24 protein-coding genes and 1 pseudogene are annotated in these 20,906 nt (G+C 40.3%); 6 read left to right on the top strand and 19 right to left on the bottom strand.

The window, feature by feature from the left end; all coding sequences use genetic code 11:
- Positions 1-884: 884 nt before the first annotated feature.
- The 3 genes from GJS40_RS06575 to GJS40_RS06565 form a co-directional block, all read right to left on the bottom strand.
- Positions 885-1,238, bottom strand: coding sequence for a HesB/IscA family protein (locus GJS40_RS06575; RefSeq protein ID WP_270897081.1), 354 nt, complete (start codon positions 1,236-1,238; stop codon positions 885-887).
- Between the two features lie 73 nt (positions 1,239-1,311).
- Positions 1,312-1,506 carry an aspartyl-phosphate phosphatase Spo0E family protein gene (locus GJS40_RS06570; protein WP_270897080.1) on the bottom strand — a complete coding sequence of 65 codons (195 nt, stop codon included), beginning with the start codon at positions 1,504-1,506 and terminating at the stop codon, positions 1,312-1,314.
- Between the two features lie 518 nt (positions 1,507-2,024).
- Positions 2,025-2,261 carry a YuzB family protein gene (locus GJS40_RS06565; protein WP_270897078.1) on the bottom strand — a complete coding sequence of 79 codons (237 nt, stop codon included), beginning with the start codon at positions 2,259-2,261 and terminating at the stop codon, positions 2,025-2,027.
- A 187-nt stretch (positions 2,262-2,448) separates the two neighbouring features.
- On the opposite strand from GJS40_RS06565, the pseudogene GJS40_RS14540 reads away from it, so the two are divergent.
- The 3 genes and pseudogenes from GJS40_RS14540 to GJS40_RS06555 all read left to right on the top strand — a co-directional run.
- Positions 2,449-2,631 (top strand): annotated as a pseudogene (locus tag GJS40_RS14540) (TetR/AcrR family transcriptional regulator); the annotation flags it as partial.
- 402 nt (positions 2,632-3,033) lie between these two features.
- Positions 3,034-4,104: an NAD(P)/FAD-dependent oxidoreductase gene (locus GJS40_RS06560; RefSeq protein WP_377902108.1), complete on the top strand. Its 1,071-nt coding sequence runs from the start codon at positions 3,034-3,036 to the stop codon at positions 4,102-4,104.
- A gap of 131 nt (positions 4,105-4,235) precedes the next feature.
- Complete coding sequence (locus tag GJS40_RS06555) at positions 4,236-4,475, top strand: NifU family protein (protein WP_270897076.1); 240 nt, start codon at positions 4,236-4,238, stop codon at positions 4,473-4,475.
- A gap of 80 nt (positions 4,476-4,555) precedes the next feature.
- Here GJS40_RS06555 and thrB read toward each other — a convergent pair whose 3' ends face one another.
- The 4 genes from thrB to GJS40_RS06535 all read right to left on the bottom strand — a co-directional run bounded on the left by thrB (position 4,556) and on the right by GJS40_RS06535 (position 8,986).
- A complete protein-coding gene (gene thrB, locus GJS40_RS06550; protein WP_333723890.1) occupies positions 4,556-5,476 on the bottom strand; it encodes a homoserine kinase in 921 nt (306 codons plus the stop codon).
- A complete protein-coding gene (gene thrC, locus GJS40_RS06545; protein ID WP_270897074.1) occupies positions 5,466-6,536 on the bottom strand; it encodes a threonine synthase in 1,071 nt (356 codons plus the stop codon). The genes thrB and thrC overlap by 11 nt, the downstream gene beginning before the upstream one ends.
- The gene (locus tag GJS40_RS06540; protein ID WP_270897072.1) at positions 6,537-7,838 is read right to left on the bottom strand and encodes a homoserine dehydrogenase; all 1,302 of its coding nucleotides are present in this window, start codon (positions 7,836-7,838) and stop codon (positions 6,537-6,539) included.
- Positions 7,839-7,993: 155 nt separating this feature from the next.
- Positions 7,994-8,986: a protein kinase family protein gene (locus GJS40_RS06535; protein ID WP_270897071.1), complete on the bottom strand. Its 993-nt coding sequence runs from the start codon at positions 8,984-8,986 to the stop codon at positions 7,994-7,996.
- A 137-nt stretch (positions 8,987-9,123) separates the two neighbouring features.
- Here GJS40_RS06535 and GJS40_RS06530 point away from each other — a divergent pair, with 137 nt between their 5' ends.
- Positions 9,124-9,621, top strand: coding sequence for a phosphatidylglycerophosphatase A family protein (locus GJS40_RS06530; RefSeq protein WP_270897069.1), 498 nt, complete (start codon positions 9,124-9,126; stop codon positions 9,619-9,621).
- Here the strand turns inward: GJS40_RS06530 and GJS40_RS06525 are convergent.
- Together GJS40_RS06525 and GJS40_RS06520 are read right to left on the bottom strand one after the other, a co-directional pair.
- Complete coding sequence (locus tag GJS40_RS06525; protein ID WP_270897067.1) at positions 9,618-10,382, bottom strand: TIGR01457 family HAD-type hydrolase; 765 nt, start codon at positions 10,380-10,382, stop codon at positions 9,618-9,620. The genes GJS40_RS06530 and GJS40_RS06525 overlap by 4 nt on opposite strands.
- Before the next feature lie 5 nt (positions 10,383-10,387).
- On the bottom strand, positions 10,388-10,837 hold the full coding sequence (locus GJS40_RS06520; protein ID WP_270897066.1) for a DUF86 domain-containing protein: 450 nt from the start codon (positions 10,835-10,837) through the stop codon (positions 10,388-10,390).
- 105 nt (positions 10,838-10,942) lie between these two features.
- On the opposite strand from GJS40_RS06520, the gene GJS40_RS06515 reads away from it, so the two are divergent.
- Positions 10,943-11,248, top strand: a complete 306-nt coding sequence (locus GJS40_RS06515; protein WP_270897065.1) for a hypothetical protein — start codon at positions 10,943-10,945, stop codon at positions 11,246-11,248.
- 82 nt (positions 11,249-11,330) lie between these two features.
- On the opposite strand, the gene GJS40_RS06510 is transcribed toward GJS40_RS06515, so the two are convergent.
- Both GJS40_RS06510 and lipA read right to left on the bottom strand, forming a co-directional pair.
- Entirely contained in the window at positions 11,331-11,627 is a 297-nt protein-coding gene (locus GJS40_RS06510) for a YutD family protein (protein WP_270897256.1), read from the bottom strand.
- Between the two features lie 90 nt (positions 11,628-11,717).
- Positions 11,718-12,620, bottom strand: a complete 903-nt coding sequence (gene lipA / locus GJS40_RS06505; RefSeq protein WP_270897064.1) for a lipoyl synthase — start codon at positions 12,618-12,620, stop codon at positions 11,718-11,720.
- A gap of 162 nt (positions 12,621-12,782) precedes the next feature.
- Between lipA and GJS40_RS06500 the strand changes: the two genes are divergently transcribed.
- Positions 12,783-13,781: a M23 family metallopeptidase gene (locus GJS40_RS06500; protein ID WP_270897255.1), complete on the top strand. Its 999-nt coding sequence runs from the start codon at positions 12,783-12,785 to the stop codon at positions 13,779-13,781.
- Between the two features lie 19 nt (positions 13,782-13,800).
- Here GJS40_RS06500 and GJS40_RS06495 read toward each other — a convergent pair whose 3' ends face one another.
- The 8 genes from GJS40_RS06495 to GJS40_RS06460 all read right to left on the bottom strand — a co-directional run bounded on the left by GJS40_RS06495 (position 13,801) and on the right by GJS40_RS06460 (position 20,855).
- Entirely contained in the window at positions 13,801-13,905 is a 105-nt protein-coding gene (locus GJS40_RS06495; RefSeq protein WP_270897062.1) for a methionine/alanine import family NSS transporter small subunit, read from the bottom strand.
- Positions 13,902-15,428, bottom strand: coding sequence for a sodium-dependent transporter (locus GJS40_RS06490; RefSeq protein WP_270897060.1), 1,527 nt, complete (start codon positions 15,426-15,428; stop codon positions 13,902-13,904). The genes GJS40_RS06495 and GJS40_RS06490 overlap by 4 nt, the downstream gene beginning before the upstream one ends.
- A gap of 142 nt (positions 15,429-15,570) precedes the next feature.
- Positions 15,571-16,326, bottom strand: coding sequence for a sporulation protein YunB (yunB, locus tag GJS40_RS06485; RefSeq protein WP_270897058.1), 756 nt, complete (start codon positions 16,324-16,326; stop codon positions 15,571-15,573).
- A gap of 67 nt (positions 16,327-16,393) precedes the next feature.
- The gene (locus tag GJS40_RS06480; RefSeq protein ID WP_270897057.1) at positions 16,394-16,879 is read right to left on the bottom strand and encodes a dihydrofolate reductase; all 486 of its coding nucleotides are present in this window, start codon (positions 16,877-16,879) and stop codon (positions 16,394-16,396) included.
- On the bottom strand, positions 16,876-17,670 hold the full coding sequence (locus GJS40_RS06475) for a thymidylate synthase (protein ID WP_270897055.1): 795 nt from the start codon (positions 17,668-17,670) through the stop codon (positions 16,876-16,878). Before GJS40_RS06475 ends, GJS40_RS06480 begins: the two co-directional genes overlap by 4 nt.
- Positions 17,671-17,784: 114 nt before the next feature.
- Positions 17,785-18,084 (bottom strand): YunC family protein, encoded by a 300-nt coding sequence (locus GJS40_RS06470; protein WP_270897054.1) that lies wholly within the window; start codon positions 18,082-18,084, stop codon positions 17,785-17,787.
- 67 nt (positions 18,085-18,151) lie between these two features.
- The gene (locus GJS40_RS06465; protein ID WP_270897052.1) at positions 18,152-19,558 is read right to left on the bottom strand and encodes a bifunctional metallophosphatase/5'-nucleotidase; all 1,407 of its coding nucleotides are present in this window, start codon (positions 19,556-19,558) and stop codon (positions 18,152-18,154) included.
- A 475-nt stretch (positions 19,559-20,033) separates the two neighbouring features.
- Complete coding sequence (locus tag GJS40_RS06460; RefSeq protein WP_270897254.1) at positions 20,034-20,855, bottom strand: sulfite exporter TauE/SafE family protein; 822 nt, start codon at positions 20,853-20,855, stop codon at positions 20,034-20,036.
- Positions 20,856-20,906: the final 51 nt, after the last annotated feature.

The raw sequence follows: 20,906 nt of genomic DNA, 5'->3' as shown, positions 1-20,906 counted from the left end.
AAGAAGCCGATCCAGCGATCTGAAGCGCTCTCCTTTAGAAGTGTCATGCAACCACTCAATGAGTTTGATATGAAAGAATCGGTCGTATGAAATCATGATGCGACACTTATTTGTCCTTTCTTAACAGTAATGTGTCGCATGAATAGTAAAACAAGTATTTTTCACCTAATTATTTCCATTTTTAACTGCTATACGACACTTATTTAGGATTTTGATGTAATAGTCGTCCCATGAAACGTTCATGCGACGATTCAATTTTCTTTTATGCTAAAAATGCGTCGTATGAAACGACTTTTCGCCTTTGTATCACCTAATTTTTTCTTTCATACGGCACTTCAACAGAACTTTTACGTGAACAGTGGTTCCATGAAAGGATCATACGACATCTCATTTTACTTTCCGAGTAAAAATTGGTCGTATGAATCGAAACCCTAAGCATCAATGACGTAATTTTCTCACTCTCCTCCTTCATACGACGCTTATGGAAATTTAGAAATAAAGGTTTCATCACCGGTTCAAACGACACTTTTTTCCATTTTCACGCTAAAATCAGTCGTATAACACGGTGGAGATAGGATTCGAGCTCTTATCTTTTTCAATTCCCCGTATACCCGTCACTACACGTAGTCGGAGGACAATATGGAAGCTCACGATCTCCAAGTACGACTGACGAGAAAGCTGGATAGCCCCGGGTAAGCGACAGAAGGATATGAAGCCCGATTTTTAACTTCTATATCATGTCAAACCCGCAAGCGTCTTGTTGCGATGAGACACAAAAAAGCCCTCCTAACGATACGCTAAAAGGGCTTTAAAAATAACGATCCTAATCACCCTTAAAAATGGTGATTGGTTATCTCATGAATAATGTCGTGTTATTTAATTCATTAACATTCTTCCGGAGTTCCTGCATTCGTTGCCGTTTTAAAAGATGAGCCACACCCGCATGAGACGAGCGCGTTCGGATTATCAATGGTAAAGCCGCCACCCATCATATTTTGTTTATAATCAATCGTTACACCTTTTAAAAGTGGTGCACTTTCATCATCAATGACAACTTTTATACCATGCTGTTCTTCCACGGTATCGTCTTCTTCCACTTCTGTTGCAAAGCCTAAATTATATGACAGACCACTACAACCACCACCGGTGACTCCTACACGAAACAGAAGCGTATCATCACCTTCTTGTTTCATCATTTCTTTCACTTGGGCAGCCGCAGCTTCCGTGACTGTAATCATTCGAAAAACCTCCTTTTCGAGTGCACATGCAAAAAACCGTGTATGTGAAGTATATCGTTTTTTCGTTGTTCCTTCAAACAATCTGGCTTTTATTTGGGTAAAATTGTTTTTCTGGAGGAAAGTCTTTTTTTAATGAATCAAGTAATTTATTGTGTTCTTTATCAATTTCTTTACTATATTTCAACACGAGCGGATGACTCATCCCAAGATCTTTTGCTGTCATAATCATTTTCTCACGCAACACTTCCAAATATTCACTACGAACCACTGCCATCCCCCCTACAACTATGTTTCTTATATCACTTTTATACTAGAATTATTTTACCACTTTTCACTCGTATTGAAACAATATATTTTTGAAAGAATAGCTACACTTTGCTCAAAAACGAAACCAGTGTTGATTTCTAATCAAAATCAATACTGGTTTCGTTTATGTGAATCACCCACCACTTAACTTCGTTTGAAGTGGGGTCTTCTCGCTTCCACGAACATAGCTTGCAAGCAAGTCTTATACGTTCTCCACGAGCGTGAATTCAGGGCATTCCGACCCTACTGATACGAAGTGTTCTTTTATACCTTGGATTTTTACGCATACGAAGGAGCTTGGTTTTCGCACTTAATTCCGTACGCAACCTTATATATCCAATGATCAAAGAACTTTGTGAATCTATAATAACGTATGTTCGGTCAATTAGCAGCTTGACCGAAAGCCAAATCATCTCCACCTTATCGTTGGTTTTACTGCTCTGCACTCGATTGAAGATGGAGACTTCTAAGCTAAGAACATTAAAACATTGGATTTTCTTCTAAATACGTATATACATTCTCAACTAATTCTTCCGGTGTTTCTCCATCAACGATTTCTCCATTGACAAGAGCATACATGTTCATGGCACAATGACCGCAGTTTCCGAGACAACCATATTCTATAATATCCAAATTAGGATCTTTTTCCAATTCTTCTAATGCTGCTTGTGAACCACTAGCTAAGTTACTTAAACAAAATTCAATAATAGGATTCATCCTAGTTCACCTCTTTAGCCTCCTTCAAATTATCCTATCGCTCCTTTTGCGAGAAGTCAACTAAGAAATTTGCTATTTTTTAGACAACAAAAGACTGTCACCGTATTGTTGAAAAATTGCCATATAATCGTTATAATTAAAATGACCAAGGTCAATTTTATTTCGATTGCAATCATTTGTTTTCCATGTGGAGAGATACATATTGAAACGAACAGAGAAAAAGTTACAAACGAGAGAAAAAATATTAAAGGCTGCCGTTTCTCTTTTTCGCGAAAAAGGTTTTGAAGCGACCACCGTCCAAGAAATTACGGAAATCGCTTCCATCGCAAAGGGCACCTTTTTTAATTATTTTCCAACGAAAGAGTCCATCATGCTGGCTCTTGCAGAAGATCGGCTTCATCAAATTCATCAATACATAACAACTTATCGCCTGGACAAGTTGCCGACATTATCCAAATTGCGGGCTTATGTTAGTTATTTGCTTGGGGAGTATCCTTTAAACCAACATTTAACTCGAAATGTGTGGCGGCATGTCATTGAAAATGAATCCACTATCTTCAACATATGGAAGCAAGTCTTACAAGAAGGGATACATCAAGGAGACGTAAAAAAAGATACGGACGTAACGAGTTGGGCCCATATTATTAATAGTCATTTTTATTATACTCTCGTCACTTCTAATGAGCCATCTTTAGATGGATTCTTAAATCAACTCATGGAACTTCTTCACACTAGTTTAAATGGAATATTAACAAAAAGGGGACATCGTGCAATGAAAAAATTAGTTATTTTAGGTGGAGGATATGGAGGAATGCGGTTAATTCAACGACTGCGTCCGCACGAAATTCCTAGCGATATTGAACTCATACTTGTTGATAAACTTCCATATCATTGTTTAAAAACAGAATACTATGCCCTTGCTGCCGGTACACAATCTGATCATGAAATAAGAGTGCCTTTTCCGGAGCATAAACGGTTAACGCGGCATTTCGGAACCGTAGAAAGCATTGATTTAGAAAATCAACTCGTCCATTTAAAAGGAGAAGACCCTATATTCTATGATTACCTTGTGATCGGACTCGGTGCGGAAGATAAATATCATGGTGTCCCTGGAGCGGAAGAACATACGTATAGTATTCAATCCATGGAAGACACTCGCAGAACGTCTGAAACATTAAACAACTTGCCTGCTAACTCAGTCGTTTCTGTTGTGGGAGCTGGATTAAGCGGGGTTGAAATCGCCAGTGAACTGCGAGAAAGTAGGCACGATCTTCAAATTAAGTTATTTGATCGCGGGGAAACGATTTTGCCTATGTTCCCGAAACGACTGAGCAATTACGTACAAAATTGGTTTGAAAAACACGATGTTGAAGTAATTAGTAATTCTAACATTACGAAAGTAACCGAAGAAGGGCTATATAATCATGATGAATTTTTACCAAGTGACGCCACTATTTGGACAGCTGGGATTCAACCAAATAAAGTAGTGCGCAAATTGGATGTAGAAAAAGACTCCTCTGGACGAGTGATTTTAACAAACCACCACCATCTTCCAAACGACGAAAATGTGTTTGTCGTCGGTGACTGCGCTAGTCTGCCACACGCCCCAAGCGCCCAATTAGCAGAGGGGCAAGCGGATCAAATTGCAACCGTATTAAAAAAACGATGGCACGGAGAACCATTGCCGGATAAACTTCCTACGATAAAATTAAAAGGGGTGTTAGGTTCACTCGGTAAAAAACAAGGATTTGGTGTCATGGGAGAAACTGCTCTGACCGGTCGGGTTGCCCGTCTGTTAAAAAGTGGTGTGCTTTGGATGTATAAACACCATTCTGGCGTCTAATTTTAAAATGAACAAGTATCTTTGGTTGTAATAAACAATGCTTTCATAGTAAAATGTATGTAAACCCTTTTTGACGATGGATATCATCTGCTCTAATACGATATAATAGGGAGAGAAAGGAGAGATGGAGCATGCCAGAAACTACTGACATGCACGCTCAAGTTCAAGAAGTACTTGATAAACTTCGCCCATTTTTATTACGCGACGGTGGTGACGTAGAATTAGTCGATGTAGAAGACGGCATCGTAAAAGTTCGTTTGATGGGTGCGTGTGGCTCTTGTCCTTCATCAACCATTACATTAAAAGCCGGAATTGAGCGCGCACTTTTAGAAGAAGTACCGGGAGTTAAAGAATTAGAACAAGTATTTTAATCGTGCATAGAATGCGGGAAATCCCCTAAAATAAATTTCCAACACCTCCAATGAGGATGTTGGAAATTTTTTATTTTGACTTATAACGAAGAAAATCGAGTATTTTCTTTTTTCACTTGCACACCAAAAGCATCGGGATTGGCCAATTCTATTTCAAAACAAGGATAGGCTCTTTCTAATTTCGAAGCCACTTTTTTTCCTCTTCCTTTGGGAACAAAACTGATGACTGTAGGACCTGCACCGCTTAACGCTGCTCCATATGCCCCGTACTGCTTCATATTTTGTATCATCTCCGTCAATTCCGGAATGAGGGCTGCACGATGTGGTTGATGAAATATGTCTCTCGTCATCATTTCACCAGCAAGTTCCCAATTGTCTTTTAAAATAGCTGCGACAAGCACATTACTAATAGAACTACCCTTCACCGCTTCGTGAAAAGGTAATTCTTGCGGCAATACTTCCCGTGCTTTTTTCGTAAGTAACTCGGAAGAAGGGACCGCTAACACAAGTTCCACCGTTGGAACTCCACAATGAACTATTTTCGTGTCTTCCTCTGTGTGAGACCCGACAATGAGACCTCCATACAGACATGGTCCGACATTATCCGGATGTCCTTCCCAAACACTTGCAAATCTCATTTTTTCTTCTTCCGATAAAGAGGCTCCAGTTAGTTGGTTGGCTAATTCAATCGCTGCAATAATCGCTGCAGCACTACTTCCTAACCCTCTCGCTAACGGAATATCACTCATCATATGCACCCGACATGGAGGAAGTTCTTTTCCCACTTTCGCAGCAAGAGCATGGGCAACTTCGTAAATCAGGTTGTTTTCATCTTGAATGATTTCCTGAAGTTCTGGGTCACGAGAAAAAAATTCCCAAGAAGTAGCACGTTCTACTTCAAGTGTTAAGTAACGATTCACAGCAAGACCAATAGAGTCAAACCCTGGACCTAAGTTTGCTGAACTGGCTGGAACCGTAATGATCAGCCGTTCACTTTCCACCAGAGGCACCACCTTTTAACTTCTCTAAAAATGCCTTCTCATTATTAGGAATTAGGGTTGGTTTTACTGTGACGGTATCCATCGCAGTGTTTGGATCTTTTAACCCATTCCCTGTTAATACAGCGACCACTTTCGAACCTTTTTTGATGGAGCCATTTTCTAGTTGTTTTTTCAGTCCTGCAATCGAAGCACAGGAAGCAGGTTCTGCAAATACGCCTTCTTTTTGAGCAAGCAGTTGATACGCTTCTAAAATGTCCTCATCGGTGACCGAACGAATCGCACCATTGGACTCCATTGCTGCTGCTTTCGCTTGTTTCCAGCTGGCGGGATTTCCAATTCGAATCGCAGTCGCAACCGTTTCCGGTTCTTCAATTACTTGATCCTTTACAATCGCAGCAGCTCCCTCCGCTTCAAAACCATGCATTTGCGGAAGGCCTGTCCGTTTTTTCTCGTTATATTCTTTAAAACCTTTCCAATAAGCGGTAATATTCCCGGCATTTCCTACCGGGATTGCCAATACGTCCGGTGCTTCTCCTAATACGTCACATATCTCAAAGGCAGAAGTTTTTTGCCCTTCAATGCGGTACGGATTCAACGAATTGACGAGGGTTAGATTTTCTTTTTCACTGACAAAACGAACGATTTCTAAAGCATGGTCAAAGTTTCCTTGGATTTCAAAAACTTCCGCACCATACATCACTGCTTGCGCTAATTTTCCAAGGGCAATTTTTCCTTCTGGTATGACGACAATCGTGCGAAGTCCAGCACGAGCCCCGTAGGCCGCAGCTGCAGCAGAAGTGTTCCCTGTCGAAGCGCAAATAATCGCTTCACTTCCTTCTTCTTTCGCCTTTGCTACGGCCATTACCATTCCTCTATCTTTAAAAGAACCGGTCGGATTGACTCCTTCTGTTTTGACGTAAATCTCCGCTCCCCATTCTTCTGATAATTGCTCTAAATAAATGAGTGGCGTGTTCCCTTCATGTAACGTTAATAAAGGGGTGTTTTCATTGATTGGTAAAAAATCTTTATAAGCATGTAATAACCCTTTCCATTGACCCATTTAAGACTGTCCTCCCTCTACGCGATAACTGCTCTTGATGTCTATTACAACATCCATTTTTTCTAACTGTTGATATATTCTCTCATATGCAGCTCTCGTTGTCATGTGTGTTACAATCACAAGTTCTGCCGCCGGTTGTTCTGTTTGTAATGGCCATTGTAATAATTTCTCAAAGCTAACTTCTTCTTTTGAAAATAGCGAAGTAATTTCATCAAACGCCCCGGTTTCATCTTTTACGTGAAGACGTAAAAAGTATTTCGCTTCCACTTCTTCATCCGACTTTAACACTTTTTCATGAAGAGCAGTAGGTGGGAATTGTCCTGTCACATCGAGACGAATATTTTTCATAACAGTGACAAGATCGGAAACGATCGCAGTAGCAGTTGGTAATGAGCCCGCACCAGGTCCATAAAACATTGTCTCGCCTACTGCTTCTCCGTATACATAAACGGCATTAAATTCATCATGAATGGAAGCAAGAGGGTGATTATTTGGAAGAAGCATCGGTTGCACAGTCACTTCAATTCTTCCATCTTTTCGCTTTGCCAAACCAATTAATTTCAACGTATAACCAAGTTGACGACAGTATTCCATATCTTCCGTAGTCACGGTAGTAATTCCCCGAACGACCACATCTTCTAAATTGACATTCATAGAGAAGCCAAGGGAAGCTAAAATGACCATTTTCCTCGCCGCATCTAATCCTTCCACATCTGCCGTTGGATCACTTTCCGCAAACCCCAGTTCTTGTGCCTCTTTCAGTACTTCTTCATAATCTCGGCCTTCTTGATCCATTTTCGTTAAGATATAATTCGTCGTTCCGTTGACAATTCCCATGATTTTCGTCAATCGATCCGAAGCCAAACCGTCTCTTATTCCACGAATGACAGGAATGCCTCCTGCGACACTCGCCTCAAAAAATAAATCACAACCATTTTCTGTGGCCGCATTGATGAGTTCTCTTCCATATAACGCCATTAAATCTTTATTTGCGGTAACAACGTGTTTTTTGTTTTGAAAAGCAGACAATAAGTAATCTCTAGTTTCATGGGTTCCCCCCATTACTTCCACAATGACATCAATTTCCGGGTCTTCCAATATCTCTTCTGCCTGCTCTGTTAAATATATATCGTCTAAGGAAACATCCCGTTTTTTATCTTTATTTTGAACGAGTACTTTACTTATTTTTACTGAGCAACCTACTTGATGTTCTAACTCTCTTTGATGATTATGAATAATTTCTACGACCCCGCTACCTACCGTTCCTAACCCGAGTAAACCGACAACGATTTCGCGCTTCATTTCACCCACTCCTTTTTACCCCATCATTCTTCTCTATCTCATTTGTTTCGCTCAGAGAAACAATTGTTTTTATACAATGGACATTATATAAGTTTATTTTGTTTTTTACAAGGACTTTCTTTCCATTCGGTCGCAATAAATGTTCCTCGGGAATATCACATGGATGGTCGAAATAGCCAAGTTGGAACATCTTCTTCATTAGGCATATACGCGCGCAGGAAGTGTGCTAATTTTTCTAAAGTAGCTGGTTCTTTCTTCCACAATTCTTGCAGCTTTACTTCCAGCCCTTCCCTATCTTCCATTGCTTCTTGTTGATACGTCTCTTCTATTGTATGGATGTACTCATATGGAAACAGCAATCGTCCAAAAAGAAAGTGACGACTTCGTTCTGTGAGTGGATAAATATGTTCGTATAAAGACAAATTGTCGAACATTTTTTTTATATTTTCTTCATGCCGCAACCACTCTGCAATGTCCCGAGTAGGATGGTCATATAGCCAATCTGTTGGCAATTTTACATATTCGCAATGCTCCGACACAGCTAGCCATGTAGATGGAGTAAAAGTATGATGGGCAATGACCCCATGTACCCAATCTGCCGACGATGTTTTTCGTTTGAACCATTGTATCGCATTTTCCGTTCTACCAACATAATAAGGAAATGTTTCCATAAAAAATTTATCCAAGGATGACTGTGTTCTTTTTTTTCTCACTCGTTTATACCATTCTTCTAATTGTTGTAGGCGAACATCCCACCAGTGACACCAACGTTCACTAAAATAAGTGTCTAATACCGTTTCAGAAATCGCTCTTCCTTTTTCGTGAAAAAGAGCAAGGGCACCTAATTCTTCGTCATTCCAATCCCGTTCTTTTTGAATGAGTGGAAGGCGAAAAAGCAGATAGAACTCTTCCGCGAACGTAGTCATCATATCCCCTGATACGGTGGGGACTGCTTGTGCCAATGCTCGTTCTCCTTGTTGCTCTAAATAATAAGCCCATTGCCATTTTTCTTTCCATCTTTCTTCGGTTTCATGAAAAGGAACAAAAACAAAATACTCTCCGTCACTTTCAAAGCCATCATATGGGCCGATGCGTAGCCATTCCTCTGCTTTCTTTCCGTATCGTTCATACAGATGGTGGTCATACATCCCCTCACGTCTCCTCATGCATCTGCTGTTATCTCCATATTTATGAGTCATTTTGACGTGACAGAACAACTCCGGATAGATTCCATCCATCCAGCGAACAATAAAAAGAAAAACAGAACATTCGGAAGGAGATCAATATGACGCATTACACCAATGATTCCTTAAAAGAAAAAGCAAAAGAAGCACTTGCTGAACGAGGGGTTGCGTTAAAAGACATTGCATCCCTCGTATTATCTTTACAAAAGGATTATGTAGACGATCTCAGTGCCGACACCTGCCTAGAACACATTGATGCGGTGTTGTCGAAACGAGAAGTGCAACATACCATTCTCACAGCCATCGAATTGGACACGTTAGCAGAAAAAAATGTCTTATCAGAACCGATCTCTACCATCATACAATCGGATGAAGGATTGTATGGAGTAGATGAAGTATTGGCTTGTTCTATTGTGAATGTATATGGAAGCATCGGTTTCACTAATTTTGGGTATTTAGATAAAGAAAAAATTGGCATATTAAAAACATTAAATGATAAAAAAGCTGGTAATTGCCACACTTTTCTCGATGATATAGTTGCCGCCATTGCTGCCGCTGCTTCTAGTCGCTTAGCACATCATCTTGCTTCCGACAATTAAATGATCCAATCGGATAACGACGAAATGCTATAAGTGGGAGGGATGTCTTTCTTTTCTAATGCTCGTTTAGAAGTCACTCCCGTTTGAACGTGAATCGTATCGATGTTGGCATTGATACCGGCTCGTATATCGGTATCGTAGTTATCTCCTACCATCACAACAGTCTCTCTTTTGACGCCAAGTCTTTCTATTGCTTGTTCGATCATCATTTTCTCTGGCTTTCCTACAAAAATTGGTCGTTGTCCTGTCGCGACGGTAATAACGGAAGTGAGCGCTCCATTCCCTGGATATAACCCGTCTTCGGTAGGAATGGCGCTGTCGTTGTTTGTTGAAATAAAAGTAGCACCGTTTCTTACTGCAATGCACGCTTTTGTAAATTTTTCGTATGTAATTTTCCGATCTAGACCAACGACAACGTAAGCAGGATGATCTTCTTTTACTTTCATTCCTGCCTCAGAAAGAAGAGTTTTTAACCCAGATTCCCCGATCACGTACACAGATTTCTCTTTATCTTGTTGGGAAATGAAGTGAACAGCTGCTTCTCCCGATGTAATAACTTGTGACGGTGTAGCTTTTATCCCCATGTTCTGTAGACGTTTAGCAACGGTTGCTGGTGTGGCGGTGGAATTGTTGGATACAAACATATAAGGAATGTCCTTTTGATATAACGTATGAACGAAATCAATTGCTGCTAAAAGTGGTTCGTTCCCCCGATAGATCGTTCCATCTAAATCAAACAAATAAGCCTCATAATTCTTCATGTCACCTACTCCTTATCATCCGGCAAAAAAGCAGACACCGGTCCGAGTTCCTCATCTAAATAAGCTTGGACTCTCTGTGGAAATTCCTTTATTGCTTGATGATTTTTTGTTAAAACGTGAAGAAAGTGAGCGTGATCAATTGTCGTATAAGATTGAACGAGTAACTTCCGCAAACCAATGATAGCTTTTAGCTGATCGGCATTTTCTTTTGTCACGACTTTTTCGTCCCATAAAATATCAATAATATCTATGTAACTTCCCGGGTCTCTCATAATAAAACCATCAATCATCTGATTTCCTACATCAATGATTGCCTCCACCCAACCTTGCGCAATACGTTCTAATGCTAATCGTTCCACTTTACTTTGTAAAGGTTTTATCTCCTCAAAAGGAGCATGTAACGATTCAATATATGCAAGCGTCTCCTCTATTTTCTTTCGATCAACAAAATACAAGGAACTGACACTCCTCTCTGTATCTTATTTCATCGTTCATTATATCACACTCGCATGATTTCCTTCGTTGAAGGGAAAAGTACAAAAGGAAAGGGGAGATAATGATTGGAAAACAATTATAAAAAAGCTCGTATCGCACATGAAGGCTCTAACAACTATACGGATTTTACGAACGTGGAAGTGGGCAGAAGGTATCTTGTACCGGAAGAAATTCCGGAAGGGCCCTATGGTTCTCCGATAGAAGCGTCCCTACAAAAAACAACGCCGTGGAAAAAGCAGCAACGAACGTATAGTGCCTATAATTACGAGTACAAAGCACAACATGCCGACTTCCCGCGGAAATATCCTGGGGCGCACCCGGTACATGATGACCCTGATGACCACGAAGAATATTTATACACGTCAAGGTAATTGTCATCTTTCCTTTCACTTCTTTCATTGAAAAAGAGAGCTGTTCCAAATAAATGATTGGGACAGCTCTTCCTCGTTTTTGTCAGTAATGATTCGTTGTGGTGGAGCGGCGGATTTTTTTCACAACAAAATATGCGCAACCAAAGTTACAATGTTCGTATATGTAATCCTCTAACGTAAATATTTTCGTATCGTGCGGTACCTTTTTGCGGGAATTATCAAAGAAACCTTTTAAACGTAACTGTTCGTACGCCCAATCCCCTACGACATAGTCATATTTATTTAAAACGTCGCTGTATCGTTCGATAAAAGCATCTTCGTTCCAACCATCGCGGACGTTCTCAACTAATTCAAATCGTTGTCCTTGTACTTGTACGATGGTATTGTTATTTTCATTTTCACTTTGTACTTTCACACTCGCCACCTCCTGACAAAAACATGCTCGCAACCAATGACACCCTCTAAGGACTTATTCAAACTTTTTTGCTTCTTGTAACACTTGCGCTTCATTTACTTGCTCATCGGCATGATAAGAAGAACGAACGAGTGGCCCCGATTCACAATGGCTAAAACCTTTCGACATCGCAATCTCTTTAAACTCGGCAAATTCTTCCGGCGTATAGTACTTTTTCACGGTTAAATGTTTTTTCGTCGGTTGTAAGTATTGACCAATCGTCATGATATCTACGTTGTGGGCACGCAAATCATCCATCGTTTCAATAATTTCTTCCTTCGTTTCGCCCAAACCAACCATGAGACTCGATTTCGTCGGAATGTCCGGATGCATTTCTTTCGCGCGTTGTAAAAAAGTTAAGGAACGATCATACGTTGCTCTTGCGCGGACTTTCGGAGTCAACCGACGGACCGTTTCAATATTGTGATTTAAAATATTCGGACGGGCGTCCATTAAAATTTTCAAGTTCTCCTCTATCCCCATCATATCCGATGGCAATACTTCAATGGTACAATAGGGATTTCTGCGTCTCACCGCCCGGACCGTCTCAGCAAAAACTGCTGCGCCTCCATCTTTTAAATCGTCCCTTGCCACTGCCGTAATAACGACGTGCTTAAGACCCATTTGTTCCACTGACTCTGCTACTCTTTCAGGCTCTTGCCAATCTAATTCGGTTGGAAGGCCGGTTTTCACCGCACAAAATCGACAGCCACGCGTACATACATCACCTAATATCATAAATGTTGCCGTTTTTCTTTCTGCCCAACACTCATGAATATTCGGGCACTTCGCTTCTTCACAAACGGTGTGAAGATTTTTTTCGCGCATCATTTTCTTTAAACCTTTATATGAATCATTGGTATTTAATTTAATCTTAAGCCAGTCAGGTTTCCGGAGATATTCTTCCGCTTTTGCCACTCATCATCACTCCATTCTCTTTCCCCAATCGTTTATTATACTTTAACACGTCCCGATGGATAAGGACAAATATAAGAATTGTTTCCATACTTTGGCCCTCATGAAACCGTTGATTTGCGGAAACCTATAAAAACAACCGCAATAAAGGAATGGGAAATTATGATGAAAAAAATCGTCGTATGCTGTGTACTTCTTTTAGGCTTTAACGTTTCTTTTGAATTGGATGTCTCGGCAAAAGAAGAGCAAGAAGACGTATACGAAAAACGACTTGCTTTGTACAAAAAAACAGAAGCAGTCACAGGCGTGCCATGGTACTGGTTAGCAGGAGTGGACGCGTATGAACGAGGAATTCGTAAAGCGAAACCAACCGACCATGGTGCAAGCGGCGTTATTCACATTTACTTTTCGCCGCAGGAATGGGTCGGTCCGCTAAACATGAAGATGGATGACGAAGACCCGGTCTCCATTGCACTGTTCGAAGGGGTGGGACAAGATGGCAATGGGAACGGAAAAGCCTCTTTAGAAGAAGATGAAGACATTTTGTATACATTCGCACGCTATTTACAAAGTTACGGATACGATGATGAAAATATCCGTATTGGATTATGGGATTATTACCAGAGAGATCAAGCAGTAAATATTATTACCGGACATGCGCGTCTTTACAAAAAGTTCCAACAATTAGATATTGAAGACGAGCGAGCTTTTCCAGTTCCTCTTCATTATAACTACAGCTATCGAAGCACATGGGGAGACCGACGTGGTTGGGGAGGACGACGAATTCACGAAGGCACCGATATTTTTGCCGGTTATAATACTCCTGTTCGGTCCACTGCCTATGGTGTCGTTGAGTTAAAAGGATGGAACAAATATGGGGGATGGCGCATCGGTATTCGAGATTTATCCAACACATACCATTATTACGCCCATTTGAGTAGTTTTGCAGAAGGCCTTCAAAAAGGGGATCTTGTGAAACCAGGGGAAACGATTGGATATGTGGGGAGTTCCGGATATGGGAAACCTGGAACCCAAGGCAAATTCCCACCTCATCTCCATTACGGAATGTATCGAGACAACGGCTACACGGAATGGTCCTTTGATCCATATCCTTCTTTAAAAAAATGGGAACGAGAAGAAAGAAAACAGAGAGCCGACAGATGAACGACTCTCTGTTTTCGTTTTAACTTCTTTTGGATACTCTTCTTGCATGAACAATACTTGCAATTAGTCCACCCCAAATAATGAGAATCCCTAGAATCATCATAAAGATAGCGCTTCCAGTCATGATTCACTTGCCCCCTCATTCAAATTGTTTGCCTGATTTTTTTGCCAACGGATAAGCGTAAAGATGATCCCGACAACGAGAGCAAATAACGCGACGGCCCAACCGCTGTAATAAATGAAAATGTCTGAGTAACCTTCGTAGTTACCGGTCTCCGTATCAAACTGGCGGAGGAGGTTTAATTTAAATAAGTCAAACATCATATATCCTAACACAAGAGGCGTAATAATACTTAGCGAAAACTTCCAGAAAAAACCAATACGAATGCCTGAAGTGGTGTTCGCATGGTCTCGTAATACATTTAACTTTCGCATAAACCAAGCGATTGCCACTACTTCTACTAAGCCAATGAGCGCTACCCCGAACTGGTTAATGAAATAATCGGCCGCATCAAGGAAATAAAGACCTCCATTGGTAGCGTATATCAAAGAAATAACAGCCGCTAATCCTCCACCAATGGCAACAGAAGTGCTTCTCGAAATACCAAACTTATCAGACAAACCTCGAACATACGTCTCAGAAATGGAGATTAAAGATGATAACCCTGCCAGCACCAGTGAAGCAAAGAATAAAAATCCGAATAAGCCATTTAACGCTGGAAATTGATTAATAATTTGTGGAAAAACAACGAATGCCAGTCCCACTCCGCCTGCAACTACATCTTCAATGGCGACTCCCGCTTGACCTGCCATAAATCCTAAAGCAGCAAACACACCAATTCCGGCAAGTAATTCAAAGCTGGAGTTACCAAAACCAGTAATAAAGGCATTATTTGTAATATCTGATTTCTTTGATAAATAACTAGAATACGTAATCATAATGGCAAAAGCAATCGACAAGCTAAAGAAAATTTGACCATATGCCGCGATCCACACTTCCCCAGAAGTAATAGCTGAAAAATCCGGTTGGAAAAATGCTTGTAAACCATCAAACGCTCCAGGAAGTGTCAATGCTCGGATAACAATAATAAGGAAAATAATTACAAGCGTAGGAATAAAAATGCGGTTTGCCAATTCAATGCCGCGTTGTACTCCTTTAAATAAGATACCGAGCGCAATAACCCAAACAATAATGAGTGGAATCACTACTCCCGGTACTAAGCCACCGACAATTCCTTCTGCATCAGAAATTTGTAAATATTCATTGAACAAAAATCCTTCCGTGTCTTCGCCCCAAGATAAATTAAAAGCATAAATACTGTAGGAAATAGACCATGCAATAATCACGGAATAATACGTGGAAATAACAAAGGCAACGAATACTCCCCACCAACCAATCCATTCAGCCTTTTTGTTCATTCTTGAAAAACTTAATGGAGCAGAACCACGATATTTATGACCGATCGTAAATTCCATGATTAGTAATGGGATTCCTGCCGTTAACAGTGCAAATAAATAAGGAATGAAAAAGGCACCACCTCCGTTTTCATACGCTACCGCCGGAAAGCGCCATATATTCCCAAGTCCTACTGCGGATCCAAGTGTGGCTAAAATAAAACCAGCACGCGTACCCCATTGTTCTCTCATTTACAACTCGCTCCTTTCTTATTAAAAAGTGAAAATTCAGATAAATCATGTCCGAATTATTTCATTTCTACTTCCTCCTTTCTGTTTATTACAAAGATTATAACATATTTTCCCAAAATAGTGAATAAAGTTGGAGGACTTTTCACTCCCCTTCCTGTTCTTCACCGGGAATCATTGCAGGCATTGCTCCTTCGTTTTCTCCGCGGTGATAATAGTACGGTACTTCTCCCGAAATAAAAACCATTCCAATCGGAATTTCTGTCGTGACAATCGCTTGTTCCGTGCCAAAGGGTATAATAATTCTTGCATCAACCGCAACTTCTAATGAAATCCGCAAATACGTATTATTTATTCCCGTCTCTTGAATGGATTCGCTAAGATTTGTCGTCACATCTCCAATCGGCATAAATCGAATTGGAATCAGTGGCCCTAATTGCGCAAGTAACGCATTATTTGTTGCTTTCCCGAGTGGAATTGCATGAATAATCCCTTCAGCTTCATTGTTTTCTGCTTTTAATTCTGCTATCGTTTTACCAGGCAATCCTCCTTTTTCCATCCATTTTAAATATTCTTGTACTTTTAGCGTCGCTTCTGATAATACTTCATTATATATTTCCGCATTAAATTGGACTGAAGTAACTTGCCCGTCACCGTTTTTTTCTACGTGTACCATTTCTTCCACATTTGCTCGGTCTACTACTTCCGTCCGGACGGCCTCATTGATGGCAGCAACGGCGATTTTTTGTGTTTCCGAGTGGGCAATATCCATGACTGCCGGTCGAATACTTTGATCTACAAGCCATACACCAAAAATCGTGCATAACATAAATAGGAAAAAGGAAAGAAGCAATACAGAGCGAAAGGGGAGCGGAGCTTTGAACCGCGTTTTTTTCAACATCAATACCCGTCCTCCTTTTCCTCGTTTTTCATGTATATGCAAAAAAGGACGGGAACAAACCAACAATTTATTTTCTTTTAAAAATATAAAACGTATGGGGGTACTTATTTTTTTCATCCACCGTGCCTTTCTCTTCCGAAACTACTTCCCATTCTTCCGTTGAAAAAGACGGAAAAAACGTATCCCCCTCAGGAAAAGCATGATGAATCATTGTGATATACATTTTTTCAGCCATCGAAAAAGTTTGCCGAAATAATGTTTCCCCACCAATGACAAACACTTCTTCTTCTGATTCGGCGTAAGGAGCAATGTCTTCCATTGCATGAATCACAATACAACCTTCTTGTTTGTAGTTTTCATCCCGCGTCAAAATAATATTTTTTCGATTCGGAAGCGGCCGACCAATCGATTCGTACGTTTTTCTCCCCATAATAATGGTGTGGCCGGTGGTAATTTTTTTAAAGCGTTGTAAGTCGTTTGGTAAATGCCACGGCATGCTATTTTCGTGTCCAATCACTCGGTTTTCATCCATTGCAACGATAAATGAAATCATACCGAGACTTCTCCTTTAATGGCTGGATGAGGGTCATACCCTTCAAGCGTAAAATCATCATAAGTAAAATCAAAAATATTTGTTATCTCTTTATTTAAATGCATCTGCGGTAAAGCCCGCGGCTCTCTTTTGAGTTGGGTTTTAATTTGTTGAATATGATTTAAGTAAATGTGTGCGTCTCCAAAAGTGTGCACAAATTCGAATGCTCGTAGCCCACACACTTGCGCAATCATCTTTGTAAGGAGTGCGTAGGAAGCGATATTAAAGGGCACGCCAAGGAAAACATCCGCACTTCTTTGGTACAATTGACAAGATAGCTTCCCATCGTTTACATAAAATTGGAAAAGACAGTGACACGGAGCTAGTGCCATTTCCTCTAATTCTGCTGGATTCCATGCACTGACAACAAGACGACGGGAATTCGGGTTTGTTTTAATTTCATCAATGACATTGGAAATTTGATCGACCGTTTTCCCATTTGCTCCTTCCCAAGCACGCCACTGCTTTCCATAAATCGGTCCAAGATCCCCATTTTCATCTGCCCATTCATTCCAAATGCGAACTTTATTGTCTTGTAGGTATGTGACATTGGTATCCCCTTTTAAAAACCAAAGCAATTCATGGATAATGGAACGCAAATGTAATTTTTTTGTCGTTAACAGAGGAAATCCTTCTTCTAAATTAAAACGCATTTGCCAACCAAATACACTAATGGTGCCCGTCCCGGTACGATCTTCTTTTTTCGAGCCATTTTCCAATATATGTTTACACAAATCTAAGTATTGTTGCATGTCTTATCCCGCCTTCTCGGTAAACATTATAATATGTCATTATACCAGATTCCATGGTACAGAAAAAAACAAAATGGAAGGGGATGTGTATTACACCCTATCCTTCCATAGAAATTACAAATATTTTAACGCTTCTTTTCCCGTCATTCCCTGTTTAACCCCTAATTCTTGGCCAGCCTTGGAGACGGATTCCATTGGTGCTTCCAACAATTCAGCAATTGTCCTTACTCCCATTGCTCGGGCAGCCGGCATTTTCCGTTTTGGCCACTTTTTATCCAACACTTCTATATCCAACGCTCCGCACATGATATATCCTTTTTCACCTGTCACAATTAAAAGCGTAGTTTCAGGTAATTCAACAACAATCGAAGTGTACCATTTATCATGCAGTAATAACGGATCCATCGAAATCATCGTAAACTCTCTTCCCCCTTTCTCCTACATACATATGCAAGGAAAGGAAAGAGAAACACCGATTTCTCTATGGTTTATAAGGAAAACGTTTTTCTAATACGTGAGCGAGAACGTCTCTAATCGTTTCCGGCATAAAATACTTTTTCGGACCGCTTTGACTCAAACCTGGAAACAGAGGACCAAAAGTAAACATATCCGCTGTGGCAAGAGAGTACGTTTTGTCGGATTCCAACGATTGGCCGTTGATGGTAATATTCTCCACATAATTTTTGTCTTCTATTGTTTTTACCTCAACCTCTAAACCGGCAAAAGCCATGCGTCCAATTTTTTTTCCACGAAAACCAAATCCTTTCAGCGGAAGATGAATCATTTGTGGCGTAAAGGACTGAGCAATTGTTTCCTTTAAAATGGCGCCTTTCACTTGAATGAGACATGGGTTCACAGGATGAGGACAGAGACGATGGATATCTCTTCGGGTAATTTTTCCGTGATGAAGCGGTTCTAATAACAGTCCTGAGTTGACCATCGCAATTTCCGCTCCGCACCATTCTTTCAATCCTTCCGCTAACATATTGGCAAAATAAGATGGAGAGGTCCATGATAAACTAAATGGTTCCGGGACGTCCGCAATGGTTTCCTCTAACACTTTTTGCGAAGAAGCTTCCAACCTTTTTAGTAATTGAACCGTCTCGGAAGAAGGAGACTCTTCTCTCACATGTACTGCAGCACCTTCTTTTTTCACTATTTTTCTATTCGTTTGATCATAAAGTAATTGCACTCTTCCCACATAAAAACTGTTCCTTCCACATTGGGCAATGAGGGTGTCATTTACTTCTTCCGCTGTTTTTAATAAGTGATGCGTGTGCGCTCCTAAGATGACATCAATCCCCGAAAACTTTTCAGCAATTTCTCTATCTTGCGGATAGCCGAGGTGAGAAAGTAATACGACAATGTCTGATTGTTGCTTGACGGTTTCTAATAGTTCGGGCAATAATTCAAACGGGTCTTTTACTTTCCAACCTAGCTCTTGATAAAATGGATAAAAAGGAATTGTTACTCCAATCAAACCAATTCGAATTCCTTCTTTTGTTGTCACAACCTCGTAAGGCTTGACCCAAGTAGGACGCTTGCCATTTGGTTCAAAAAGATTCGCTAACAATACTTGAAAAGTAGCGTTTTCATATAACGTATCCAGCTCTTTCTTTGACAATGTAATCCCTTCATTATTTCCAATGGTGACAAAATGTACGCCTGCCTCATTTAATAATTGAACATTCGCCTTCCCTCTTGTTGCTTCCGAAATAGGATGCACGCGATCGACATGATCACCGATATCCAAAAATAAATATGTTTCTTGTTTTTTCTCATGGAAGTGGCGGCGTTTCTTCAAATATGACACCGCTTTTGACCATTGATGAAGGTCACTGTGTAAATCATTTGTATGATAGAAATGTAACGGAATAAATTGTGACAATACATGCACCGCCTTTGTTATGAAGCTGTCCAAAAAGTCATGATTGGTGACTTTTTGGACATTTTTTTGTTATCGCTTCATCAAAAATTGCTTCTGGAAACGTCTCTTGTCCGAATAGGCATGTTTCCAACACCAAATGGTTGATGGAAGTAAGTCATGGATGGGTCATGTTATCGTTTCATATAAAAATAGCTAATGGAAGCAGGCCATGAATGACTCATAACACTGTTTCATTCAAAAATGTCTGATGAAAGCAAGTCATGGATCGCTCATGCCACCGTTTCATTCAAAAATAGTTTGTGGAAACAAGCTATGAATGGATCATGGCACCGTTTCAATCCAAACACCATTGTGAAAGCAAGCCATGCACGATGTATGGCACCATTTCAGCGCTAAATGATTGTTGAAAGGAACTCTCGATTTATTTTTCAGGACTTATTAGACAGCCTCTTTGATTATGCCTAACATTAAATTATCATCCGGAAAATCCTTGCCAAATTAATCGAATTCCGATCACAATTAGAAAAATGCGTAAAAAAGTAACGAGCGTATCACTTTTAATTTTCCGATTAATATAAGAGCCTGTTTTTGCTCCAAACCATGCTCCAGGGATTAAAGCCAACGCATAAAGCCACTCGACATTTCCTAGATAAATATGCGAAACAGAGCTTACTAGAGACGACAATAATACCATAAACATGGATGTCGCTACCGCTAAATGAGGGGGGAATCCAAATAACAGAATCATCACCGGCACCATGAGAGACCCGCCCCCAATACCAAACAAACCAGAAAGCATCCCTACGACAAAAGCAATGACAATCGCTACTCCCGGAGTAAACCCATATACTACTTCCGTTCCATCTGGCGCTATGTACGTTCTCCGAATGCCTTTTCCTTTGACTGGAAGCGGACGAACTTTATCTCGAAAAAGCAATATAAACGAAGTAATTACAATAAAAATTCCGAAAAAAATTAAAAAAGGAGCGACTTCGATGCCTTTATTGAGCCATACTCCAAATAAAGCACCTGGTCCACTACCGATAAAAAATATCCAACCTGATGTATAATCGATGCTTTGCTGTTTCATGTAAGCGAGTGTTGAAGAAAGTCCGGTAAAAATCATAATAAGAACGGACGTCCCCACTGCAATTTGAGGGGTCACGCCTTCGAGAAAAGGAAAAATCCCTCCCAAGAACAACAAAGCAGGTACAACAATAATCCCCCCTCCAAGACCTAATAAACTACCTAACGTCCCAGCAAGAAAACCTATCATTAGCAGTATTAAAAATGTAATAATCATATGAACCTTCTTTCCCCATGTACCAGTCATAGGATAACTTTCTTT

It is taken from the genome of Aliibacillus thermotolerans (genome assembly GCF_027853235.1).
Lineage (GTDB): Bacteria > Bacillota > Bacilli > Bacillales > Marinococcaceae > Aliibacillus > Aliibacillus thermotolerans.
Note: the sequence above shows the minus strand (reverse complement) of the source record. Positions and strands in the feature narration are given on the sequence as shown.